We start from the raw sequence: 20,470 nt of genomic DNA on the forward strand, positions 1-20,470 counted from the left end.
CTCAGATGCGTTCGACGAGTAGGGCATTGGCCATGCCGCCGTGTTCACACATCGTCTGCAGGCCGTACCGCCCGCCGGTGCGCTCGAGCTCGCCGACCATGGTGGCCAGCAGCCGCACACCGGAGGCGCCGATCGCGTGACCGAGCGCGATGGCGCCGCCGACCGGATTGAGCCGGTCCAGGTCCGCGTCGAACTCGCGCGCCCACGCCAGCGGCACCGAGGCGAATGCTTCGTTGACCTCGTAGACGTCGATATCGCCGACAGTCAGACCGGTGCGGTCCAGAAGCTTGCGCGTCGCGGGGATCGGCGCGGTCAGCATGTACACCGGGTCGTCACCGGCGACCGCGAAGTCGACGAAGCGTGCGCGGGGAGTCAGCCCCAGCTGTGCGGCCTTCTCCTCGGACATGATCAGCGTCGCTGCGGCCGCATCGGTGAGCGGCGAGGAGTTGCCGGGAGTGATCATCCAGCCCAGGCCGGGAAAACGCTGCGCCGACTCCTCGGAGTGGAACGAGGCGCGCAGCGTGCCCAGCCCCTCGACGGTGGTGGCGGCGCGGATCGTCTCGTCGACGGTGTGGACTCCATCGGGCACCGGAACCGGAACGATCTCGCGATCGAAATGACCTGCGGCGGCAGCCGCGGCGGCGCGCCGATGCGACTCGAACGCATACCGGTCGACATCCCCGCGACTCGCGCCGAACTTGCGCGCGACCAGTTCGGCGGCAACGCCCTGACTGATCCACCCCTGCGGATACCGCTGTGCGAGTGCGGTTCCCACCAGATCCCGCCCCATCGACGCGGTACCCATCGGAACACGGCTCATCGATTCGACGCCGCAGGCGATCACGACGTCGTAGGCGCCCGCGATGACGCCCTGCGCCGCGAAGTGGACCGCCTGCTGACTCGAACCGCACGCGCGCGTCACGGTCGTGGCCGGTGTGGATTCGGGCAGACCCGCGGCCAGAGCCGCGGAACGGGTGATGTTTCCGGCCTGCTCCGAAGCCTGGCTGACACACCCGCCGATGACGTCGTCGACGAGAGCGGGGTCGATACCGCTGCGCGACACGAGTGAGCGCAGCACCTCGGCCAGCAGGTCGATCGGGTGCACGCCGGACAGCGCGCCACCGGGCTTGCCACGGCCGGACGCCGAACGGACGACGTCGACGATCACGGCATTTCGCATGGATCCTCCAGGAGAACGGAAACCTATGGTGAACAGATGTTTCGGGGTCAGCCCGCGACCCGCGCGACCAGATCGCGGCGGACCAGCTTTCCGGTGGCGGTCCTGGGCAGTTCGTCCACGAACACGACCTCGTCGGGCGTACGGGAGCCACGCAGACGTTCGCGGCACCACGTCCGGATCTCCTCCGGGCCGACATGATCGGCGGCGTTCGGCACGATGACCGCGCAGATCCGCTCGCCCCACTCGTCGTCGGGAACGCCGATGACGGCGACCTCGCGCACATCGTCGTGGTGCACCAGGACGTCCTCGATCTCGGCCGGCGCGATGTTCTCACCACCGCGAATGATGGTGTCGTCGGCGCGGCCGCCGATGTAGAGGTAGCCGTCCTCGATGCGGGCCTGATCCCGGGTCGGGAACCAGCCTTCGGCGTCCAGTGCCGAGCCCTTGCCCATGTATTCCCCGCTGACCTGCGCGCCCCGCACCCACAGCAGACCGGTCTCGCCGTCGGCCAGCACGGTGCCGTCCTCGTCCCGGATCTGGGCCTGCATACCGGGCACGATCCGTCCGACCGACGACAACCGGCCACGAATACTCGGATCCGCCAACGCTTCGCGGTGATCGTCGGGACCGAGCACAGCGATCGTCGAACTGGTCTCGGTGAGTCCGTAGGCGTTGACGAAACCGGTGTCGGGGAACGCTTCGAGCGCACGCTCGAGTACGGGTTGCGGCATCCGCGCGCCGCCGTATGCCAGCGATGCCAAGGTGGGCGCGTCACCCGGTGCGCCGTTCAGATGCTCGACGATGCGCGCGAGCATGGTGGGCACCACCATCGCGCCGATGATCCCCTCCCCCCGCACGACATCCAGCCAGCCCTGCGGGGTGAAGTCCGGCAGATACACCATCCGGCGGCCCGCGTATATGTTGCTGAGCACCGCGCCCATACCGGCGATATGATACGGCGGCGTACTGACCAATGTCGCGTCCTGCTCTGCGGCGGAACCGAATTCGACCGTATTGAGCAGATAGGACAGCAGGTGCTGGTGACGCAGCAGCACGCCCTTGGGGGCCGAGGTGGTGCCGCTGGTGAACAGCACGACCGCGGTGGCGTCGTCGGGGGCGACGCCCGCCACGGTGTGCCCGGCCGAACCCGCGAGTTCGAGGAACTGCGCGCTGGTGAGAACGGTGTCGGCGGCGCCGTCGAGTGTGTCCCGGTACGCCGGATCGGCGACGATCATCGGCCGCTCGAGCTGCCCGATCAGATCGCGCAACTGGTCGGTCGCGAGCCGGTAGTTCAGCGGCGCGATCGGGATCCCGGCGCGGGCGGCCGCGAAGGTCAGCACCGGCAGTACCGGCCCGTTGACCCCGACGAACACCAGGTGCGCGGCGCCGTGTTCGGTCAGCACCCCGGCGCCACGGGACGCGGCATCGTTGAGCTGCTGGTAGGTCATCCCGGAGTCGCGGCGTCCCACGGCCAACCTGTCCGGATGGACCGATACAGCCATGTCCAGAACCATTTCGATACCCATTGCACCACCTGGTGAGAACGCTTCGATTGATCATCTGCGCCCAGCGTGCCGGATCGTGTACGACCGGCAACCTCCGGGCAGCCTGCCTCAAACGATAACAACCATGCGCCTCAATTTGAAATAATTCATGACAATGGTTGCTAGAGATGTGTAGGCTCCGGTGAGCGTGAACGACCTGGGTCACTCCGCTTCGCCCACTCCGAGCACAGGGCCGCGCACGCGGCAGACAGGGAAGACACGAGGTGAATTCGATGACCGATCCGGATCCGGTGGACGTCGCCACACTGACGGCGTGGCTCGACCGGAACGAGGTCGGGACCGGCCCCGTCACCGATCTGTTCGCGTTGACGGGCGGCACCCAGAACATCCTCGCCCGGTTCTCCCGGGGCGGCGCCGACTACGTCTTCCGCCGTCCGCCACTGCACAAGCGCAGCAACAGCGACGAGACGATGCGGCGCGAAGCACGGCTGCTCGCCGCGCTCGCCGACAGCGCGGTACCCCATCCGCGCCTCGTCTCCGTATGCGATGACCTCGACGTTCTGGGATGCGTCTTCTTCGTCATGGCGGCCGTCGACGGATTCACCGCCACCACCGAGGTGCCCGAACCGTTCGCCTCCTCCCCCGATCTACAGCACGCGATGGGCCTGTCCATCGTCGACGGCGCGGCGACTCTCGCGCAGGTGGACCCGGCGCTTCTGGGCCAGGCCCAGCTCGCTCGCGCCGACGGCTGGATCGAACGGCAGGTCGACCGCTGGCGGCGACAACTCGACTCGTATCACGAACTCGACGGCTGGCCGGGCCCCGAACTCGACGGTGTCGACGAGATCGGCCGGTGGCTCGACGCGCACCGGCCCGCGCAGTGGCGCAAGGGAATCATCCACGGCGACTATCACTTCGGAAACGTCATGTTCCACCGCGACCGTCCGGCAGTGGCGGCGATCGTCGACTGGGAACTGGGCACCGTCGGAGATCCGCTTCTCGACCTGGGCCACCTCCTGGCAACCTGGCCCGACCCCACCGAATCCCGCACCGTGGGACTCGCGCGCCGGCTGGACGGCCTGCCCGCACGCGCGGAGGTCATCGCCCGCTACGGCGCCGTCAGCGGCCGGGACATGTCCGAATTCGACTGGTATCAGGTGCTCGCCTGCTACCGCCTCGCCATCATCCTCGAAGGCACCCATGCGCGCGCCTGCGCCGGCAAGGCCGACGCCGCGCTCGGCCGTCGCTTCCACGGCGTCTCCCAGGCCCTGCTCGACCAGGCGCTCAGGCTCGTCCGGCCGTCATCCGAAACCCGCTGACCGGAAAGAACATTCACTGATGTCCCACGATCCCACCACGCCGGCCGACTACCGGTACCTGCGCTACGAGACCCACGACGACGGCACGATCGTGCGAATCGTGTTGAACCGCACCAAATATCGCAACGCCCAGAACCGCGGTCTGCTCGTGGAGCTCACCGAGGCATTCCTGCGGGCCGAGGCCGACGACACGGTACGCGTGGTGATCCTGGCCGGCGACGGGCAGGTGTTCTCCTCCGGCCACGATCTCGGCAGCTCCGAATACCAGGCCGAACGCAATCCCGGCCCCGATCAGCACTGGTCGTTCACCTGCACCGGCGCCACGCACGACGCCGTCGAATCCCGCTACCACCAGGAGTGGCACTACTTCTACGAGAACACCGTGCGGTGGCGCAAACTCCGCAAGATCACCATCGCGCAGGTGCACGGCAACGTCTTCTCCGCGGCCCTGATGCTGATGTGGGCGTGCGATCTCATCGTCGCCGCGGAAGGTACGCGGTTCGCCGACGTGGTCGCGACCCGGCTGGGCATGTGTGGCGTCGAATACTTCGGCCACCCTTGGGAATTCGGCCCGCGCAAGACCAAGGAACTGCTGCTCACCGGTGACTGCATCGACGCCGAGGACGCCCGCGCGCTGGGCATGGTGAGCAAGATCTTCCCGGCGGACGATCTGGGCGAGCGAACCCTGGATTTCGCCCGCCGGATCGCGCGGGTGCCGACAATGGCCGCTTTGCTGGTCAAGGATTCGGTGAATCAGAGCCAGGACGCGATGGGCTTCTCCCAGGCGCTGGATTCCTGCTTCTCGATCCACCAGCTCGCGCACGCGCAGTGGACCCATCTGTCCGGCGGCAAGAGCCCGGTCGGAACCCCGGAACTCGGTCTGCCCGACTGGAAGTCGGCGCCGCCGATCGAGCGGGCGGACCCCTACACCCCCTGAACAGGTCCGGCCGGTGCACGGCCGTCGACCCACACCGGCGTCACGCCGGGGCTACACCTTCTCGGCAATGCAGCCGAGGAGCCCGAAGAGAGGAAACCCCTGATGAGGAAGATTGCTGCGACCTGCGCGTTGGTCGCCGGAGCCGCCGTGGGCATCGCGGGGACCGCGCATGCGGCCCCGCCGCCGGAGTCGATCCACTACACGACCTCCGCCACCCCCACCGGGACCGTCGTCAAGACCGATGCGGGATCCATGACCGTCGAGAACGGCGTGTTCAAGATCAAGAGCGCCAATGGAACCGTGCTCGCCGGATCCGATCTGTCGTTCCGGGTGGACGATTTCGTCTTCCCGATCGCCGCGAAGATCAGCGGCCACACCGCGACGCTGACCCCCCAGTTCGACCTCGCACACGCCAGCTACCGCCCGGTCGCCCTGCCGTTCGAGGACCAGGCGCCCTTCAAGAATCAGTACGACCGTGAGCAGGCCGCCTGGAGCCGCATGGCCAGCACGATCACCACCGGCGCGACCGTCGGAACCATGGTGGGCGGCCTGAGCGGCGCGGCAATCGGTTGCGTGCTCGGCGGCATCGCCGGTGCCACCGTCGCCGCCGCGACCATCGTCGGCATGTTCGGTCCGTTCATTCCCGCGGCCGCCGTAGGCTGCCTCGGTGGCATCGTGGCCATCGGCGCACTGGGCACCGTCGTCGGCCAGTTGCTGGTGACCGCTCCGCTCACGATCATGGCTGCGGTGCAGTACTTCACCACCATCAACGAACCCGCACCGCGCCCCGCTCCGGCGACCGCGAAGTAGCTCGCTAGCACCGGGGACATCCGACCACCGAACGATCGGACACTGTCCCCGCATGCCGATGCGGCCGATTCTTCCGAATCGGCCGCGGGCCGCAACGCCGTCCACCCCTCAGAACCCATTGCACGTGCCGTTATATAGCGGTACATTAAATAAGTGCATAAAGAGGGCGGGGTCGCCGCACCCCCATGGTGGCGACGAGTCAGCGACGAGGTCGAGACGGTCGGGGTGGCCCCGGTACCCGACGACCAGCGAAATGCCACTGCCGGAAAGCTTTTCATCACCTGGGCCATGACCGCGGCCTCGGCGATGACGCCGCTGATCGGCGCGATTCTGTACCCCTACGGCCTGTGGTACACGATCGGTGCGATGGTGGTCAGCTGGCTGATCTTCCTCGTCCCGTGCGGGCTGTTCTCCGAGATGGGCCGGGAGCTGCCGCTGACCGCGCTGGTGGTCGCCCGCCGCACCTACGGCCGGTCGGCGACGTTTCTGCTCTCGACCCTGTTCTCCTTCGTCAACATGGCCTTCTTCGGGCTCAATGCCGCCGGCGGCGCCCATATCCTCGCCGCGCTGACCCACACCGGCGCAGCGCCCTGGTACTGGATCATCGGCGGATCGAACGTGGTGCTGGTGCTGTTCGGGTTCAAGTGGCTCGAATATTTCTATCGCTACACCGCACTGCTGTTCCTGATCTGTTACGGCGCGCTGACCGTCTATCTGGCAACGCACTATTCGCTGCACGTCCCGGCGCAGACCACCCCGATGCAGTGGGGCACGGCGATTTCGGTGATCGGCGGATTCTGCATCCTGTCCTGGACCTACAAGACCTCCACGGTCTCGCGCTTCTGCCTCCCGGCCGACCGAACTCCCCAGCGGCGCTGGTACTTTCTCGCACCGAGCCTGGGAATCATGGTCCCCAACCTGGCCATGGGCATCATGGGCGCGTACTCGAAGGAGGCGACCGGCGACTGGAACATCGCCGTCGCCGGCGCGCACATCCCCGGGTGGGGCGCGGTGGCGGCACTGGGTGTGGCACTGGCGATCATGCACATCAACGCCATGAACCTCTACCCCGCGACCGTCGATATCCTGGTGTCCCTCAACACCATTCGAACCCCGCGCAGCTGGGAACAGCCCATCGCGACGATCGTGCTGGGCATTCTCGGCGTCCTGCTCGCCCAGGCCGGAATCCTCTCGCACGCAGAAACTTTCGTCACCGATGCCGGAGAACTGCTCGGCCCCTTCACATTCGTCATGATCGTCGACTGGCTCTGGGGCCTGCGCGACAAACACGACATCGACAGTTACTTCCGCCCAGCGCACACGACCGCCGACCGGTGGCGCCCGGCCGCCCTGTCCTGTTTCCTGGCGGGCTTCATCGTCAGCTTCTGGGGCACACACTTCCTCCCCGCGGCCTTCTACCACGCCGTACCCCTGAGCCTGGTCGGCTCCCTCACCGCAGCCCTGAGCTACGCAACCGTTCTGTTCGTACGGCGTCGCCGCTCATCCGACGAGGACCGCACCGTCGTCATCGAAACCATCCCGGCTCCCCTGCACAAAGCCTGAGCAACGCCCGATCCTCGAGGCAGGCCGCTGACGAAGCGTCTCACCGGCTCTCGAAAAACTTTCCGGCCGGTGCGGCGGCGGCGCGTACCAGATCGGCGTACACGGGTCCGGCCATCGCCGTATGGACCAGGGCCAGATGCAACTGGTGTACTCCGATTCGTTCCTCCCAGCCTGTCGCGAGTGGATGAATCTCCTGATAACCGGCGACAATTCGATCCAGGTACGGCGCGCCGCCGAACAAGCGCAAGGTGGCCAGGTCGGTCTCTCGATGCCCACCGTGCGCGGCCGGATCCACCAGCCATACTTCGTCACGACCCCAGAGCAGGTTGTGCAAATGCAGGTCGCCGTGAATTCTGGCCGGGCCTTCGACCGGCGGGTCGAACCTGTCCAGAGCCGCCTCGACGGCCGCGACATCATCGGCGGTGAGAGCCCCCGAATCCCTGGATGCGCGCAGAAAAGGCTCGATTCGGCGCAGCCGGTACCACTCGAGCCACGCGGTGGCGCCGCTGGTCGGCGTGTTGTCCAAGGGTTCGGTCCCGATGTACCCCGCCCAGTCGGCGCCGAAGTCCGAACAGGGTGCCTGATGCAGTACAGCCAGTCGCCGACCGAAGTCCTCGGCACCGGCTGGACTCGGTTCACCGTGATCGATCCATTGCAGCGCGATTCCGCTCGAATCCACCGCAATCACCTCGGGCAGCGACGGGCCGCCGCGCACCGCGATCCACCGCAGCCCCGCTGCCTCGGCGGCGAAGAAATCCGCGGGCGGCGTCCTCGACAACCGTTTGGCGAACAGCTCGCTGCCATCGTCCAACGTCAGTCGTTCCGCGATGCACACATCGCCACCGGACACCGGGGTCACCCGAATTCGCTGATGCTCGAGGAACATTCCCAGATGACGTGGGTTGGCACGAAGCCAATCGAGGTCCATCGGCGCGATGGTACGCCACTCAGCGCAGCGCCTGCGCCGCTTCCTTGCCCTGTTCGATGTCGCGGGACGAACAGCACAGCAGATCTATCCCTGCCTGGTTGGCAGCAATCGCCCGGTTGCCGGTCGACCCGTAGCGCGCGAGCGCTCCCGCTTCCAGTGCGTCGCTGATGATCAACCCCCGGAATCCGAGTCGCTGGCGCAGGTGATTCTGCACGATCACCGGCGACATACCCGCCGGACGGTTCGCATCCAGCGCCGGATAGACCGCCCAGGACATCATGACGTGTGCCACCCCGGCTCGAATCGCCCGAGCGAACGGGACCATATCGACCCCGGTCAATTCCTGCGCCGACGAGGTGATGGTGACCGGCTTTTCGTCGGTGTTCGCACCCGCGGGCGCGGATCCCAGGCCCGGGAAGTGTTTCGCGCAGGCCGAGATCTTATTGCCCTGCAAGGTCCGGATATACGCTTCCGCGCAGTCACCCACCACGGCCGGACGGTCGGAATAGCTGCGCCCGTACTGGTCCAGAAAATCCCCCGGACGGCGGTACACATCGAGCACAGGAGCGAGATCGGTGTCGAGATTCGCCGCGGCCAGCACGTGCGCAGCACCGGCTGCCTGCGCGTCCGCGGCACGAGCGACATCCCCGGCGGCACCGACCTGCTTGTTGGACTGGGTCGGCCCGCCCGGCAACCGGTTGACCTGCCCACCCTCCTGATCCGTGGTCAGCAGCAACGGCACCGGCGAAGCCTTACGCAGCTCCGCGGCGACCTCAGCGACCTGCTGTGCCGACGCAATGTTGTCGGCGAAAAAGATGACGCCCCCGACCTGGCTTTTCGACGCCAACGTGAGCAATTCCGCCGGAGGCTGGGTCCCCTTGTACGAGTAAATGATGCGCCGCCCAGCAGGCAGAGCCGCAGCCCGGCCGCGCACAGCCGGAAGTGCCACAACGCCCAATGCGGCAGCGGACACCGAGGTCAAGAACCTACGCCGGTCGAGCATACGTATCGTTCCGTTCGTTGGCAGGGTCGGATGAGCCGCCATCCACAGTAACCGCCCAGCACACCGACTCAGGCATACGAGCCAGAAGCGGGAACTAACGGTGCCATAGCAACGATTACAGGAGAGGTGGATGAGTCGGTCGACACCGCGCCACCGATCCCGCAGCGAGACAGGGCCTCTCCCCGATTTCGGAACGTTCACTGCAGAACGGCGACGAGCCCTGAAACTGACCCAACGCGACCTGGCCGACCTGGCCGACGTCGGCATCTCATCGGTGCGCACCCTCGAGGCAGGCCACACCTCGCAGACCATGGCAGTGACCTTGCGTATCTTGGATGCGCTCGGGTTGACGCTGGTGGCCATGCCACTGGTCGACGCCAGGGACCTGACCGCCGCCACCGAGCTACGCGTTGTGGAGGCCCATCCACAGTGACCGGTCATCCCGATCCCACCGAACTCCGACATGTCGAGAAGGCTGACGTCTACAAAGCAGGCCGCCTCGCCGGTCACCTGCACCGCGAGCGCGACGACGTCCTGTTCACCTATGCCGAGTCGTACCTCGCCGATCCGGCGACTGCACCGGACCGAACCATGGATCGATCAGGTCGACACAATCGGCTTCGACGACAAGACCACACCCACCATCTGGCCGCCATGCTCACCGAGCGAAGCAAAGAACTCCGCCGCTCCCACAGCTAGTTGTACGCAACTCGACCAGCCGATCTCCGGAAGGCGCTCTCGTCACCAGCAGCCGGGCGATCACGCCCGCTCCCGATACCGGTGCAGGAGCTTGTTGAACCGCCTCAGCTTGTCGACCGCGTCTTCGGGTATCGGGTCCGGATGAAAGTGCATGACCTTGTTACGGATGATCCGGATCTCTTCCAGCCGAGAGATGAAAGCGGAACAGGTTCCCGACCGTGAGCCGGACATCCAGGTCGCTACCACCTTCATCGTCCGTACCGACCGGAACGTCCTCGGTCCCGGGCAGATCGGCCGCCGTGGTCTCTTCCGCCTCGCTGGGCGGTGTGGTCAGTGAAACCGTCGTGTCCAGAGTGACCGCACGGAAACTCGGGGAAGTCACCAGCCCGTGGTTCGCCAGATCAGCCTCGATTCGGCTGACTTGATCGCCTCGATCCGATGCTCCCCACAATGACAGTAGATCGCGGACGGAGATGCGCTCCGGGGAGTGTTCGTCCGCAAGCCTGCGTGCCTGCCGCAGCCGCTCGTGGATGCGTTGGCGCTCGGTATCTTCGTTGTGCTGGTGAGCTACCGCCGCCACTCGCGAAATCACCTGGTCGAGAAGTTCCTGGCGGACAGCGTCCAACATCCGGTTCTGGTCGACCACGAGCCACACCCGCCACCCGTCGACAGCCCGCATCCCGGCTGCCACCATGGCTGCCCGCGACGGTGAGCGGAATTCCTCACCGTCGGGCCCGAGCCGGATTCGGCCCGTCTCGGTAACCGTCGCGTCGTACGCCACGCCAATCCTGCTACGCCGGAATCTGAGTGTCTCGCCGACTTGAATGAGGTCGGCATCCAACAAGTCCGACACCGTGACGCGACGACCGCCGATGAGGTACATGGATCGGCTGACTGTCTCGTCGTCTCGCTCGGTCACTGCCCCACTCGTCATGGGTATTCACCACTTCCGTAGACCAGCGAACTTTCGGCGGGCACCGATGGCTTGCTCGAGCACTCGTCTCTCGAGTTCGGTGCGGCTCAAGCGATCCACGCGCGTGAGATGCAGTTCGGTAGCGACAGCGAGCATGGTCGCCCGGTCCAACTGCTGTGCGCGCAGATACGCGGCGCCCTCTTCCTCGGTCTCGGTCTCGCGCAGGTGCGAGGCGACGTGCGCCGCTTTGGAATTCGGCTCGATCGGCGGCGCTGTACCCGCGGATCGGCTCTCATCCGAAGCGGTTTCACCTTCGAGAACTGTGCTACCGGTCGCGGTAAGCCCGTCTGCCGGGTCGGAGGACGAGGACTCGAGCGGCCGCGACTGGCTCGCGACCACGTCGGCGCTGACAATTCCATGGCTGATCAACGCCTCGAAAAGTTTGGCCTTCGTAAGCTTGCTGTACCCACGCAGGCCCAGCCGCTTGGCCACATCCTGCAGTTCCGCGACGGTCAGGTTGGCCGCACTCAGGTAGGACCTCCGCCGCTCCGACGACAACTGCGAAAGTTGGTACGCCACTTGCACCGGATCGCGTGACGGCACGATGCCGACATCGACTGGCTGCAAATAAGGAGCGATACGTACGTTTTCGTGAGACGCCGAGCCAGCCTGTGATGAAGCACCGTCGACTACGACATCGAGTCGCGCTGTTCCACTGATGATCGCCCTCAAGGTGGCCTCGTCCTGTCGCTCCAGAAACTCGTAGACGCGGCTCTGTAAGGCGGCAAAACTCCTCAGATCGTTCACCGGTGATCACCCGACGACAATTCGAGCGCACCCAGGACCTCATCGGCCAACTGATCGAACTCCTTGACGACTTCGTCCTTCACCCCACTTCGCAGCATCGCGGGCACACCGCTCTCCCCCGCGTCGCCAAAGTGCCGGGAACTGTTGCGAATCCTGCTCGCCAGCACAGGAACTCGCGAAGCCGCGGTGACCTCGTCGATCCAACGTTGCTGGGCGAGAGTCACCTGTTGCGAATAGATCTGCACCATGGTGAAGACGACCCCAAGGAAACCGGGATCGATCGGGTCATGGCCGCCGGTGCCACCTTTGTGGTCGACGAAGTCGTTGAACTGCTCAACAAGTCCAGCGCAATTACCGACCAGGTAGTCCAACCCCAAGGTGGACAGATAATCGGCCTTGGCCGGTACGAGTATGTGCTCACTGGCCACGATCGCGGTTTTGGTGACGAGGCCGAAATTCGGCGCACAGTCGATCAGTACCAGGTCATAGGAGACGAACTGACTGTCATCCAAGGCACGCCGTAGGCAACTGTGCAGGTCCAGGAATCTCCGCTTCGAAGCCTCGAGGGTGGTGGTCCCGCCCAACTGCGCAGCAAGCTCGAGGTCGATATCAATGAGGCCGAGATGCGATGAGATGAGGTCGAGCCGCCCCGCCGTGACCTCCGAGCAGGCCATTGACCCGCTCCGGGGTCACGATGAGATCCGCCAGCGAGACTTCCCGTCCTGGCATATCGCCGTCATACCACTGCCTGATCGTCCGGCTATCCTTCAATCGTTCCTGCCACTCGTCAATCGAGTAGAACGAGAAGGTCAGGTCGGTCTGCGGATCCAGTCGATGAGCAGCACACGGAGCCCGCGATTGGCTACCACCGCACCGAGATTCGAGGTGAGCGTCGTCTTCCCCACGCCACCTTTGTAATTCATGACCGCTACGACCCGCATAGCACTCCCCACAGGTCTCAGGCGCCGACAACGTCGGCGAAACTGATCACATTTCGCTGTGCCGATCCCGGTGAAGAGACGAAAAGCTCACCTGCACAGAAGGATTCCCACTCCGCGCCGCCATATGAACCCCCGTCCACAACACACGGGCCGTCTCGGCCCACATCGATAGTGCCATCAGCAGTCAATGCCGCAAGCTGAAACTGGCTCTTTCACAGCAGCTTTCGCGGAGGCTTACCGGGTTTACCCCGCTCCAAGACCAGGCCGGGCGGTATTAAATCCGGGTTCCACCGGGAATGTACCGACCGGTTCTATCCAAATTCCCGGATTATGTACTGCGCAGTACTTTTCGCCCGATTTACTCGACGCGCCAGCGGCTCACCCATGCCCACCGTCTTACAAAGTCGCCCGACCACCTTCTACGTCGATCGAACCGCGCTGCCTTACATTCTCCCAAATGAGATAGTATCTCATGCGATACTATCGACACCGATAGTATCGAGCGTTAGGGAGGTGCGGGTTGGGCGACTTCATCGGACGAGAGCGCGAACTGAACACACTGTCGGCCGCATTGGACGGAGTGCGAGCGGAGATCGGAACGACCAGGCCGGGGCGATGTCTGATCCTGCGCGGGCGACGCCGAATCGGCAAGTCCGCACTTGTGGAGGAGTTCATCGACCGACACCGGGTACCAAACGTCTTTCATACCAGCGAGATCGGCTTCGGCACCGAGCCGCTGACCGAGTTCACCGACGCCGTACGAGGTTCGTCGCTGCCTGACGCCGACATCTTCGCCGATGCCATACCAGGCAACTGGACTGCCGCATTCCGCCAGCTCGCAAGTATCTTGCCCGAGAACCAGCCAAGTGTCGTGGTGCTCGACGAGCTGCCATACCTCATGGACCCCGCAGGAGCGTTCGAGAGCGTTCTGCAGCGGGCTTGGGATCGCGAACTGTCGCGCAAACCCGTGCTGCTGATCCTCATCGGTTCCGATCTCGCCATGATGCAGGCACTGACCTCATACGGACGGCCATTCCACCAACGCGGCACCGAAATGCGGCTGGGACCACTCAATCCGGCCGATGTGGCCGCAATGACGGGCCTCGCCCCGGCCGCCGCCTTCGACGCCACCCTGGTCACCGGTGGGCTCCCCATCATCGCGGCGCGCTGGAACACGGGCGAGGATGTCCAGGCATTCCTTTCCCGCGAACTAGCAGATCCGGTCAGCCCATTGGTTGTTTCCGCACAACTATCCCTGGCCGCCGAATTTCCGGACCAGACCCAAGCCCGCCAGGTCCTGGCGGCAATCGGCAGCGGCGAACGCACCTTCACCAACATCGCCCGAGCAGCCGGCGGAATTGCGCACTCGACACTGTCACGCGCCACTGAGCTGCTGACCGACAAGGGCATCGTCGCAGCCGAGCTCCCGATCAGCCTCACCCCCTCGAAAGAACGCCGCTACCGGATCACCGACCCATACCTCCGCTTCTGGCTGACCTTCCTCGGCCCGCACCTCGCCGAATTGGACCGCATGCGCCCAGACCTGACCCTCGAACGCATTCACCGCGGATGGACCAGCTGGCGCGGGCGCGCCGTAGAGCCATTGATTCGCGAATCACTGGCACGCCTGCTGCCCGTACACGGAATCCCCGCAGTTCCCGCAATCGGTGGCTATTGGACCCGCAGCAACGACATCGAAATCGACATCGTCGGCGCTGACAGAGAGCCCGTCGCACACGAACTGACGTTCTTGGGATCTATCAAATGGCTGGAAAACTCCCCCTTCGACAACCACGACCTGACCGCACTCCAGCGCCACCGCCACCGAGTGACAGATGATCCGGTCCCACTGATCGCAGTCACCCGCTCCGGAGCGACAACCGATCACCTCGATGCCGTCTTCACCCCCGCAGATCTACTCGAGGCATGGCAGCCGCGCGACAACCGAACCAGGTGAGCCGACTTCAGATCCAGCAACACTCGAATCTGATCATAACGACGCTGAGGAGATCCCGCGCCTGACGCTCGGACTCCGAGACTTCCCCACTCCTAGGCCCCCACCAACACCAGATCGATTGCAGCAGTTCATAAAGCGTTACACGATCATTCTCGCGGATCGCGCTTCAACTGTCAGCGTTCCCCAGGAAAACCACTGTTCAGAGCCGTTCCCGTCCTTATAATGCCCCGCCTAGGGCACAAACCTGCGACGTATCAGAATTGACCCATCCGAAAATTTCCCCAACTTTCGGCATGACCGCGCGTAATCTTCCGTGACCTGTCCTGTCCCCCATTGGGACATAACCACCGATAGGGCAAGCGTTCGGGACTACCGGCGGTTAGCCGTGAGCACAGGCGAACCCCGAACCCATAACAACGGGTCCGAGGCTCGAACCTCGGATGGCACACAGACACTCGAACCCAATACTCCGATTGGAAGACGCTACCCTTCAGCCGCGAGCTGGCCGCAGGCCGCGGCGATCTCCTGACCCCGCGTATCCCGCACCGTACACGCCACCCCCTGCGCCTCCACCCGCCGAACGAACTCCCGCTCAACAGGTTTCGGCGACGCATCCCACTCCGAACCCGGAGTCGGGTTCAACGGGATCAGATTCACGTGCACACGAGAACCCAACGCCTTGTGCAACTTCGAACCCAACATGTCCGCACGCCACGGCTGATCGTTCACATCACGGATCAACGCATACTCGATCGACACCCGACGACCCGAGGAGTCCGCGTAATACTTCGCCGCATCCAGAACCTCGGCCACCGACCAACGATTGTTGACCGGCACCAACGTATCTCGAAGTTCATCATCCGGAGTATGCAGCGACACAGCCAAAGTCACCGACAGACCCTCATCGGCCAGCTTCCGGATCGCCGGAGCCAAACCAACCGTCGAGACCACCACACTCCGCTGCGAAATACCCAGACCATCCGGAGCCGGAGAAGTGATGCGCCGCACCGCATTCACCACACGCTTGTAATTCGCCAGGGGCTCACCCATGCCCATGAACACGATGTTGGACAGGCGGCCGGGGCCACCGCTGACCTCGCCGTCTCGCAGGGCGGCTGCGGCGGCGCGGACCTGGTCGACGATTTCGGCGGTGGACAGGTTGCGGTTCAGGCCGCCTTGGCCGGTGGCGCAGAACGGGCAGGCCATGCCGCAGCCGGCCTGGCTGGAGATGCACAGGGTGTTGCGGTCCGGATAACGCATCAGGACCGATTCCAGGAGGGTGCCGTCGCCCGCGCGCCACAGCGTCTTGCGGGTGGTGCCCTCGTCACACACCACGTGCCGGACCTCGGTCAGCAGGGGCGGGAACAGCGATTCGGCCACCGTGGCCCGCAGCTGCGCGGGCAGATCGGTCATCTGCTCGGGATCGGCCACCAGACGGCCGTAGTACTGCCGGGCGATCTGGTCGGCCCGGAACTTGGGCAACCCCAGATCCTGAACCGCCTTGCGACGCTCGTCCGCATCGAGGTCGGCGAGATGCCGCGGCGGCATGCCACGACGCGGGGCATCGAAAACGAGCGGAAGGGGGGTAGCCATAACCTCACCAGTGTCCCATCCACATCCAGGTCGGTGGGGTCCGGGGCACGGAACGGTTTCGGACGCCAACCTGCGTGCAGAACACATAGCAATGGGTAATCATCGAGGTATGACCAGCGACGCCGCATCGAGCTCGGGCCCGGACACTCCCCCGCGGACGTCTGCCGCACCGGAATCGCCCAAGATCCCGGAACCTGCCACCAGCTCGGAACCTCCCGCCGTCCCGGACACCACGACACCCGACACCACTCCCGCGACCAGCACCCGCCCCGCGCGCAAGGACCCACTGCGCACACGCGCCGGAGCCACCTGGGTCAGCCTGGTCGCCGCCGCGATCATCGGCATCATCCTGCTGGTCTTCATCCTGCAGAATCTGAATCAGGTGAAGGTCACGCTGTTCTTCTGGAGCTTCTCGCTGCCGTTGGGCGTGACCATCCTGCTGTCGCTGATCGCCGGATCACTGGTGATGGGACTCGCGGGCGGCTGGCGGATCATGCAGTTGCGGCGCGCGGCCAAACGCGCCTGAACGTCATCGGCGCACCAGACGCCGGAAAGTCACCTTGTCGAATTCGCGCCCGAACTCGTCGATGGCGATCACATCCATCTCACTGGAGAACACCCCCGGCCGCACATCCACGCGGATGAACGAATACCGGCCGTAGCGCACCCGCGACCACTGCACCGCCTCGTACTGCTGCTTCCCGTCGGCGTCCCACAGCCCGCTACGCGCGACAGCGGTATCGGGCAGTTCGTGGCCGCGGTAACTCTCGCCGAACTCGAACTCGCCGTGTGCGGCGCCACCCCCGCCGACGACATAGTACACCGTGCCGTCGGTTTCCGGATAGACGATCGCGTTGTCCGCCGCGACCCGCGTCGCACGGCCACCACGAATCGGGTCCGTGCGTTCGAAACAGTGGTTGTGCCCCTGCAACGCCAGATCCACGTCGTAGCGGTCGAACAGTTCCGCGAACGTCCCACGCACCCCGCCGTCACTGGCCCCTCCCACACCCGTGGCATAGGCGCATTCGTGGAAGAAGCAGACGATGAAGTCCACGGCCGGATCGGACCGATGCGCAGCCAACGTCCGCTCCAGCCAATTCTTCTGCGCCCCACCGGAATAGCCGAGATTCGCCTGATACTGGTGGCAGGTCTCGTTGGCGTCGAGCGAGAGCACCGCCACGTTGCCGTATCGGAACGAATACACCGACGGGCAACCGGCCGGGCCGTTGTCGGGCATATCCAGCCGCGCGGTCAGCCCGCCGTACCCGTGCGTGCCGTACACCGCCTCCATATCGTGATTGCCGGTGGCGAACATCCACGGCACCCGCGCGGCACTGCCCTCGATGGCCTGGAAGTAGTTGTCCCAGACGAACGGGTTGTACGCATCGATCTTCTCGTTCTTCGAGGTGCCGCTCGGGACGAACCAGTCCGGTCCACCACCGTGCGAGGGATCGGCGTAACTGATGTCACCGGCCAGAATGTGGAAGTCCGGCTTGCAGGCGACGATCTGACGCTGAATCGCCGCGGCATTGCGCGCGCCGGGCGCATCTCCCTTGCCGTACTTGTTCCGGTAGCCACCGGGCTGCAGCCCCGCGGGCTGAGCGGGAGTGTCATCGATACCCTGATCGCCCATCATGGTGAACCGGAACGGCAGCACCGCCGCCCGCGAACTCGGCATGGCCGGAGCCGCCGAAGCCACCTCGCTCACGAAGCCGTCGGAGGTGCGCCAACGGTAGAAGTGCGGAATCCGTCCGGGCAGCCCGTTCACCGGAGCGTGCACGTAGAACTGTTCGGCCGCGAGCACCCCGCCGTCGGTGCGCGGAATCTGGGTGAGGAGATTGCGCACCTGCGCCTCGACCCGCGCACCCAGCGCGGGAGTGGGACCGTGTTCGAGAAATACCTTGGCGCTACCCGGATTACGCGACAACTGCGCCGAGAACCGCAACTGGCTCGCCGCATCCGGTCCGAATCCGACATGCCGTCCGGCCACCGCGAGCGGGGCACCGTCCGCATAGGCGAGCGCGCCGAACGAGGAAAATCCCGCCGCCATCGCCGCGGCCGAACTGCCGCGCAGGAATGAACGACGGCTCACCGCATGCCGTTTCAGATACGACCGATGCCAGTCGTACTGCTCGTCCATCGTCATCCGGGCAGCCAGGCCCTCGGGAATTCCGGTATTCGGGGCCAGGCCGGGAGGGTTGAACATGATGGAAACCTTCGCGCCGAGGGGTGGGAACGGATATCCGACTCATCCAAGTCGCGCAAGATTACCGAGACCCGACAGCGCGATGAACGCAGTCTTCCCCGCCTCGGGAGGTTACGGCGTCGAAGGCGCCGACAGGCTGTCCTCGTGCGGTTGATGCGACGCGTTGTGGTCGGTGCCGTGAAAGTGCATCGGATCGTCCTGGCTCTGGCAGGGAACATTCGAGGTGTTCACATCCGCACAGGACGGGAGCGGATGGCCGGCCAGTGCGACACCGGCGCCGACGACCGGCCCCACCGCGATCACGGCCCCCACGGCGGCAATCATCAACGAGCGCATGCTGATCCTTTCCAGGCGGCGATGTTCTCCACCACCAGATCAGACTGCGGCAGGCTTCGAGTTACCTGGCAATCGGCGCGGAAAAAGCCCAGAACTCAACGCGTTTCGATGATTGCAAGAGGAAGCGAGGCGAATCGGGCACACTGCCCGGCGAATTCACAGCAGTGCGGTCAACACCAACCAGGACACGAACGCCGACGGCAGCATCGAATCGAGCCGATCCATGATGCCGCCGTGGCCGGGCAGCAGCGTGCCCATATCCTTGATGCCCAGCTCCCGCTTGATCTGCGATTCGATCAGATCCCCGCAGGTGGCGACCAGCACCACCGCAACGCCCAGCAGCACGCCGATCATCGAATTCGCCTGCAGCAGCAACGTCACCGTCAGCAATCCGCCGATGATGCAGAACACCAGGGAACCGCCGAAACCCTCCCAGGACTTCTTCGGGCTGATCGCCGGAACCATCGGATGCCGCCCGAACAGCACACCCGCCACATAGCCGCCGACGTCCGAGCAGACCACGAGGATCATGAAGGTCAGCACCCGCAGGTTGCCGCTCGGCTCGGACAGCATCAGCACCGCGAACGAGGCCAGCAACGGGATCCAGGCCAGCACGAACACCGTGATCGCGGTGTCGCGCAGGAAATTTCGCGGTGTCGCGGCCAGGCCGTGATCGAACAGCCGCCACGCCATACACACCAGCGCAGTCAGGCCGAACGCCCCGGCGACCCCCTGCGCGCCGTACGGCCAGGCCAGCCAGACCAACGCCTGCCCGCCCACCAGCAACGGGATACGCGGCACCAGCACATCGGCCTCGCGTAGTCGCTTGGCGACCTCCCAGGTGGCGATCGCGATCGCCACCGCGATCACGCCGACCAGAATCCTCGGTGCGAACAGCAGAATCGCGATCAGGGACAGACCGAGACCGAAGCCGACCGCCAGCGCGGCCGGTAGATTGCGGCCCGCCCGCGAGGGCTTGGCCTCCTCGGGCCGGTCGGCCTCGGGCTGCGGCTGCTCACCCTCGGCGGACGCCTGCTCCGGACCGGCGGAAGCCGCCTGGTCCGATGCGCCGGATGCACCGGCTGCTTCGCTCGCCGGCATGCCCTCGCCGGCCGCGGCTTGTTCGGCCACGATTGTCCCGTCGCTCACGTATCCGTCCACTCCGTCCCCGCCCCGGGCAGGCACTCGCGCCCTGGGCCGTCAGACCTCGAGCAGCTCCGATTCCTTGTGCTTGACCAGTTCATCGATCTGCGCCACGTACCTCTGCGTGGTCTTGTCCAATTCCTTCTCGGCGCGGCCCACTTCGTCCTCGCCCGCCTCGCCGTCCTTCTGGATGCGGTTCAGCTCGTCCATCGTCTTGCGACGCACGTTGCGGATGGAGATCTTGGCGTCCTCGCCCTTGCTCTTGGCCTGCTTCACCATCTCGCGGCGACGCTCCTCGGTGAGCTGAGGCACCGAGACGCGGATGATGTTGCCGTCGTTGGTGGGGTTCACGCCCAGGTCCGAGTTGCGGATCGCGGTCTCGATGGCCTGCAGCTGCGCCTGCTCGTAGGGCTTGATCACGACCATGCGGGGCTCGGGCACGGTGATCCCCGACATCTGGGTGATCGGCGTCATCGATCCGTAGTACTCGACCTGAACCCGGTTGAACATGCTCGGGTTCGCCCGACCGGTACGAATGGATCCGAGGTCGTCCTTCGCCACCGTGACGGCCTTCTCCATCTTCTCCTCGGCGTCGAAGAGTGCTTCCTCAATCACGACCGTTTCCTCCAC

At 65.2% G+C, this 20,470-nt stretch carries 21 protein-coding genes; 8 read left to right on the forward strand and 13 right to left on the reverse strand.

Annotated elements, in window-relative coordinates:
- Position 1: 1 nt before the first annotated feature.
- Both ON40_RS23450 and ON40_RS23455 read right to left on the reverse strand, forming a co-directional pair.
- Complete coding sequence (locus tag ON40_RS23450) at positions 2–1,180, reverse strand: thiolase family protein (RefSeq protein ID WP_040826144.1); 1,179 nt, start codon at positions 1,178–1,180, stop codon at positions 2–4.
- A gap of 47 nt (positions 1,181–1,227) precedes the next feature.
- Positions 1,228–2,706, reverse strand: a complete 1,479-nt coding sequence (locus ON40_RS23455) for a class I adenylate-forming enzyme family protein (RefSeq protein WP_040826145.1) — start codon at positions 2,704–2,706, stop codon at positions 1,228–1,230.
- A 251-nt stretch (positions 2,707–2,957) separates the two neighbouring features.
- Here ON40_RS23455 and ON40_RS23460 point away from each other — a divergent pair, with 251 nt between their 5' ends.
- From ON40_RS23460 to ON40_RS23475, 4 genes are all read left to right on the forward strand, one after another.
- A complete protein-coding gene (locus ON40_RS23460) occupies positions 2,958–4,004 on the forward strand; it encodes a phosphotransferase family protein (RefSeq protein WP_040826201.1) in 1,047 nt (348 codons plus the stop codon).
- A 19-nt stretch (positions 4,005–4,023) separates the two neighbouring features.
- Positions 4,024–4,941, forward strand: coding sequence for an enoyl-CoA hydratase (locus tag ON40_RS23465; protein ID WP_040826146.1), 918 nt, complete (start codon positions 4,024–4,026; stop codon positions 4,939–4,941).
- 102 nt (positions 4,942–5,043) lie between these two features.
- Positions 5,044–5,751 carry a DUF8020 domain-containing protein gene (locus ON40_RS23470; protein WP_040826148.1) on the forward strand — a complete coding sequence of 236 codons (708 nt, stop codon included), beginning with the start codon at positions 5,044–5,046 and terminating at the stop codon, positions 5,749–5,751.
- 153 nt (positions 5,752–5,904) lie between these two features.
- A complete protein-coding gene (locus tag ON40_RS23475) occupies positions 5,905–7,314 on the forward strand; it encodes a purine-cytosine permease family protein (protein WP_083895864.1) in 1,410 nt (469 codons plus the stop codon).
- A gap of 40 nt (positions 7,315–7,354) precedes the next feature.
- On the opposite strand, the gene ON40_RS23480 is transcribed toward ON40_RS23475, so the two are convergent.
- Together ON40_RS23480 and ON40_RS23485 are read right to left on the reverse strand one after the other, a co-directional pair.
- Positions 7,355–8,242: a fructosamine kinase family protein gene (locus tag ON40_RS23480; protein ID WP_040826149.1), complete on the reverse strand. Its 888-nt coding sequence runs from the start codon at positions 8,240–8,242 to the stop codon at positions 7,355–7,357.
- Positions 8,243–8,261: 19 nt separating this feature from the next.
- The gene (locus ON40_RS23485; protein ID WP_040826150.1) at positions 8,262–9,245 is read right to left on the reverse strand and encodes a glycoside hydrolase family 3 N-terminal domain-containing protein; all 984 of its coding nucleotides are present in this window, start codon (positions 9,243–9,245) and stop codon (positions 8,262–8,264) included.
- 130 nt (positions 9,246–9,375) lie between these two features.
- Here ON40_RS23485 and ON40_RS23490 point away from each other — a divergent pair, with 130 nt between their 5' ends.
- Positions 9,376–9,678, forward strand: coding sequence for a helix-turn-helix domain-containing protein (locus tag ON40_RS23490; protein WP_051193458.1), 303 nt, complete (start codon positions 9,376–9,378; stop codon positions 9,676–9,678).
- Positions 9,675–9,944: a hypothetical protein gene (locus ON40_RS23495; protein ID WP_040826151.1), complete on the forward strand. Its 270-nt coding sequence runs from the start codon at positions 9,675–9,677 to the stop codon at positions 9,942–9,944. The genes ON40_RS23490 and ON40_RS23495 overlap by 4 nt, the downstream gene beginning before the upstream one ends.
- A 160-nt stretch (positions 9,945–10,104) precedes the next feature.
- On the opposite strand, the gene ON40_RS23500 is transcribed toward ON40_RS23495, so the two are convergent.
- The 4 genes from ON40_RS23500 to ON40_RS53975 all read right to left on the reverse strand — a co-directional run bounded on the left by ON40_RS23500 (position 10,105) and on the right by ON40_RS53975 (position 12,605).
- Positions 10,105–10,863, reverse strand: coding sequence for a restriction system modified-DNA reader domain-containing protein (locus ON40_RS23500; protein WP_218008846.1), 759 nt, complete (start codon positions 10,861–10,863; stop codon positions 10,105–10,107).
- A gap of 21 nt (positions 10,864–10,884) precedes the next feature.
- Positions 10,885–11,664 carry a hypothetical protein gene (locus ON40_RS23505; protein ID WP_051193459.1) on the reverse strand — a complete coding sequence of 260 codons (780 nt, stop codon included), beginning with the start codon at positions 11,662–11,664 and terminating at the stop codon, positions 10,885–10,887.
- Positions 11,661–12,338 (reverse strand): ParA family protein, encoded by a 678-nt coding sequence (locus ON40_RS23510; RefSeq protein ID WP_218008847.1) that lies wholly within the window; start codon positions 12,336–12,338, stop codon positions 11,661–11,663. Before ON40_RS23510 ends, ON40_RS23505 begins: the two co-directional genes overlap by 4 nt.
- 135 nt (positions 12,339–12,473) lie before the next feature.
- On the reverse strand, positions 12,474–12,605 hold the full coding sequence (locus ON40_RS53975) for a ParA family protein (RefSeq protein WP_218008848.1): 132 nt from the start codon (positions 12,603–12,605) through the stop codon (positions 12,474–12,476).
- 520 nt (positions 12,606–13,125) lie between these two features.
- Here ON40_RS53975 and ON40_RS23515 point away from each other — a divergent pair.
- A complete protein-coding gene (locus ON40_RS23515; RefSeq protein WP_040826152.1) occupies positions 13,126–14,562 on the forward strand; it encodes an ATP-binding protein in 1,437 nt (478 codons plus the stop codon).
- Positions 14,563–15,045: 483 nt separating this feature from the next.
- Here ON40_RS23515 and rlmN read toward each other — a convergent pair whose 3' ends face one another.
- A complete protein-coding gene (gene rlmN / locus ON40_RS23520; RefSeq protein WP_040826153.1) occupies positions 15,046–16,155 on the reverse strand; it encodes a dual-specificity RNA methyltransferase RlmN in 1,110 nt (369 codons plus the stop codon).
- 109 nt (positions 16,156–16,264) lie between these two features.
- Between rlmN and ON40_RS23525 the strand changes: the two genes are divergently transcribed.
- Complete coding sequence (locus ON40_RS23525; protein ID WP_040826155.1) at positions 16,265–16,681, forward strand: LapA family protein; 417 nt, start codon at positions 16,265–16,267, stop codon at positions 16,679–16,681.
- A 3-nt stretch (positions 16,682–16,684) separates the two neighbouring features.
- On the opposite strand, the gene ON40_RS23530 is transcribed toward ON40_RS23525, so the two are convergent.
- The 4 genes from ON40_RS23530 to frr all read right to left on the reverse strand — a co-directional run bounded on the left by ON40_RS23530 (position 16,685) and on the right by frr (position 20,455).
- Complete coding sequence (locus tag ON40_RS23530; RefSeq protein WP_040826156.1) at positions 16,685–18,361, reverse strand: metallophosphoesterase; 1,677 nt, start codon at positions 18,359–18,361, stop codon at positions 16,685–16,687.
- Between the two features lie 111 nt (positions 18,362–18,472).
- The gene (locus ON40_RS23535; RefSeq protein ID WP_040826157.1) at positions 18,473–18,697 is read right to left on the reverse strand and encodes a hypothetical protein; all 225 of its coding nucleotides are present in this window, start codon (positions 18,695–18,697) and stop codon (positions 18,473–18,475) included.
- A gap of 156 nt (positions 18,698–18,853) precedes the next feature.
- Positions 18,854–19,798 carry a phosphatidate cytidylyltransferase gene (locus ON40_RS23540; RefSeq protein ID WP_051193463.1) on the reverse strand — a complete coding sequence of 315 codons (945 nt, stop codon included), beginning with the start codon at positions 19,796–19,798 and terminating at the stop codon, positions 18,854–18,856.
- Positions 19,799–19,897: 99 nt separating this feature from the next.
- Positions 19,898–20,455, reverse strand: coding sequence for a ribosome recycling factor (gene frr / locus ON40_RS23545; RefSeq protein ID WP_040826209.1), 558 nt, complete (start codon positions 20,453–20,455; stop codon positions 19,898–19,900).
- Positions 20,456–20,470: the final 15 nt, after the last annotated feature.

Origin of the sequence: Nocardia jiangxiensis NBRC 101359 (assembly GCF_000308615.1) — a bacterium.
GTDB lineage: Bacteria > Actinomycetota > Actinomycetes > Mycobacteriales > Mycobacteriaceae > Nocardia > Nocardia jiangxiensis.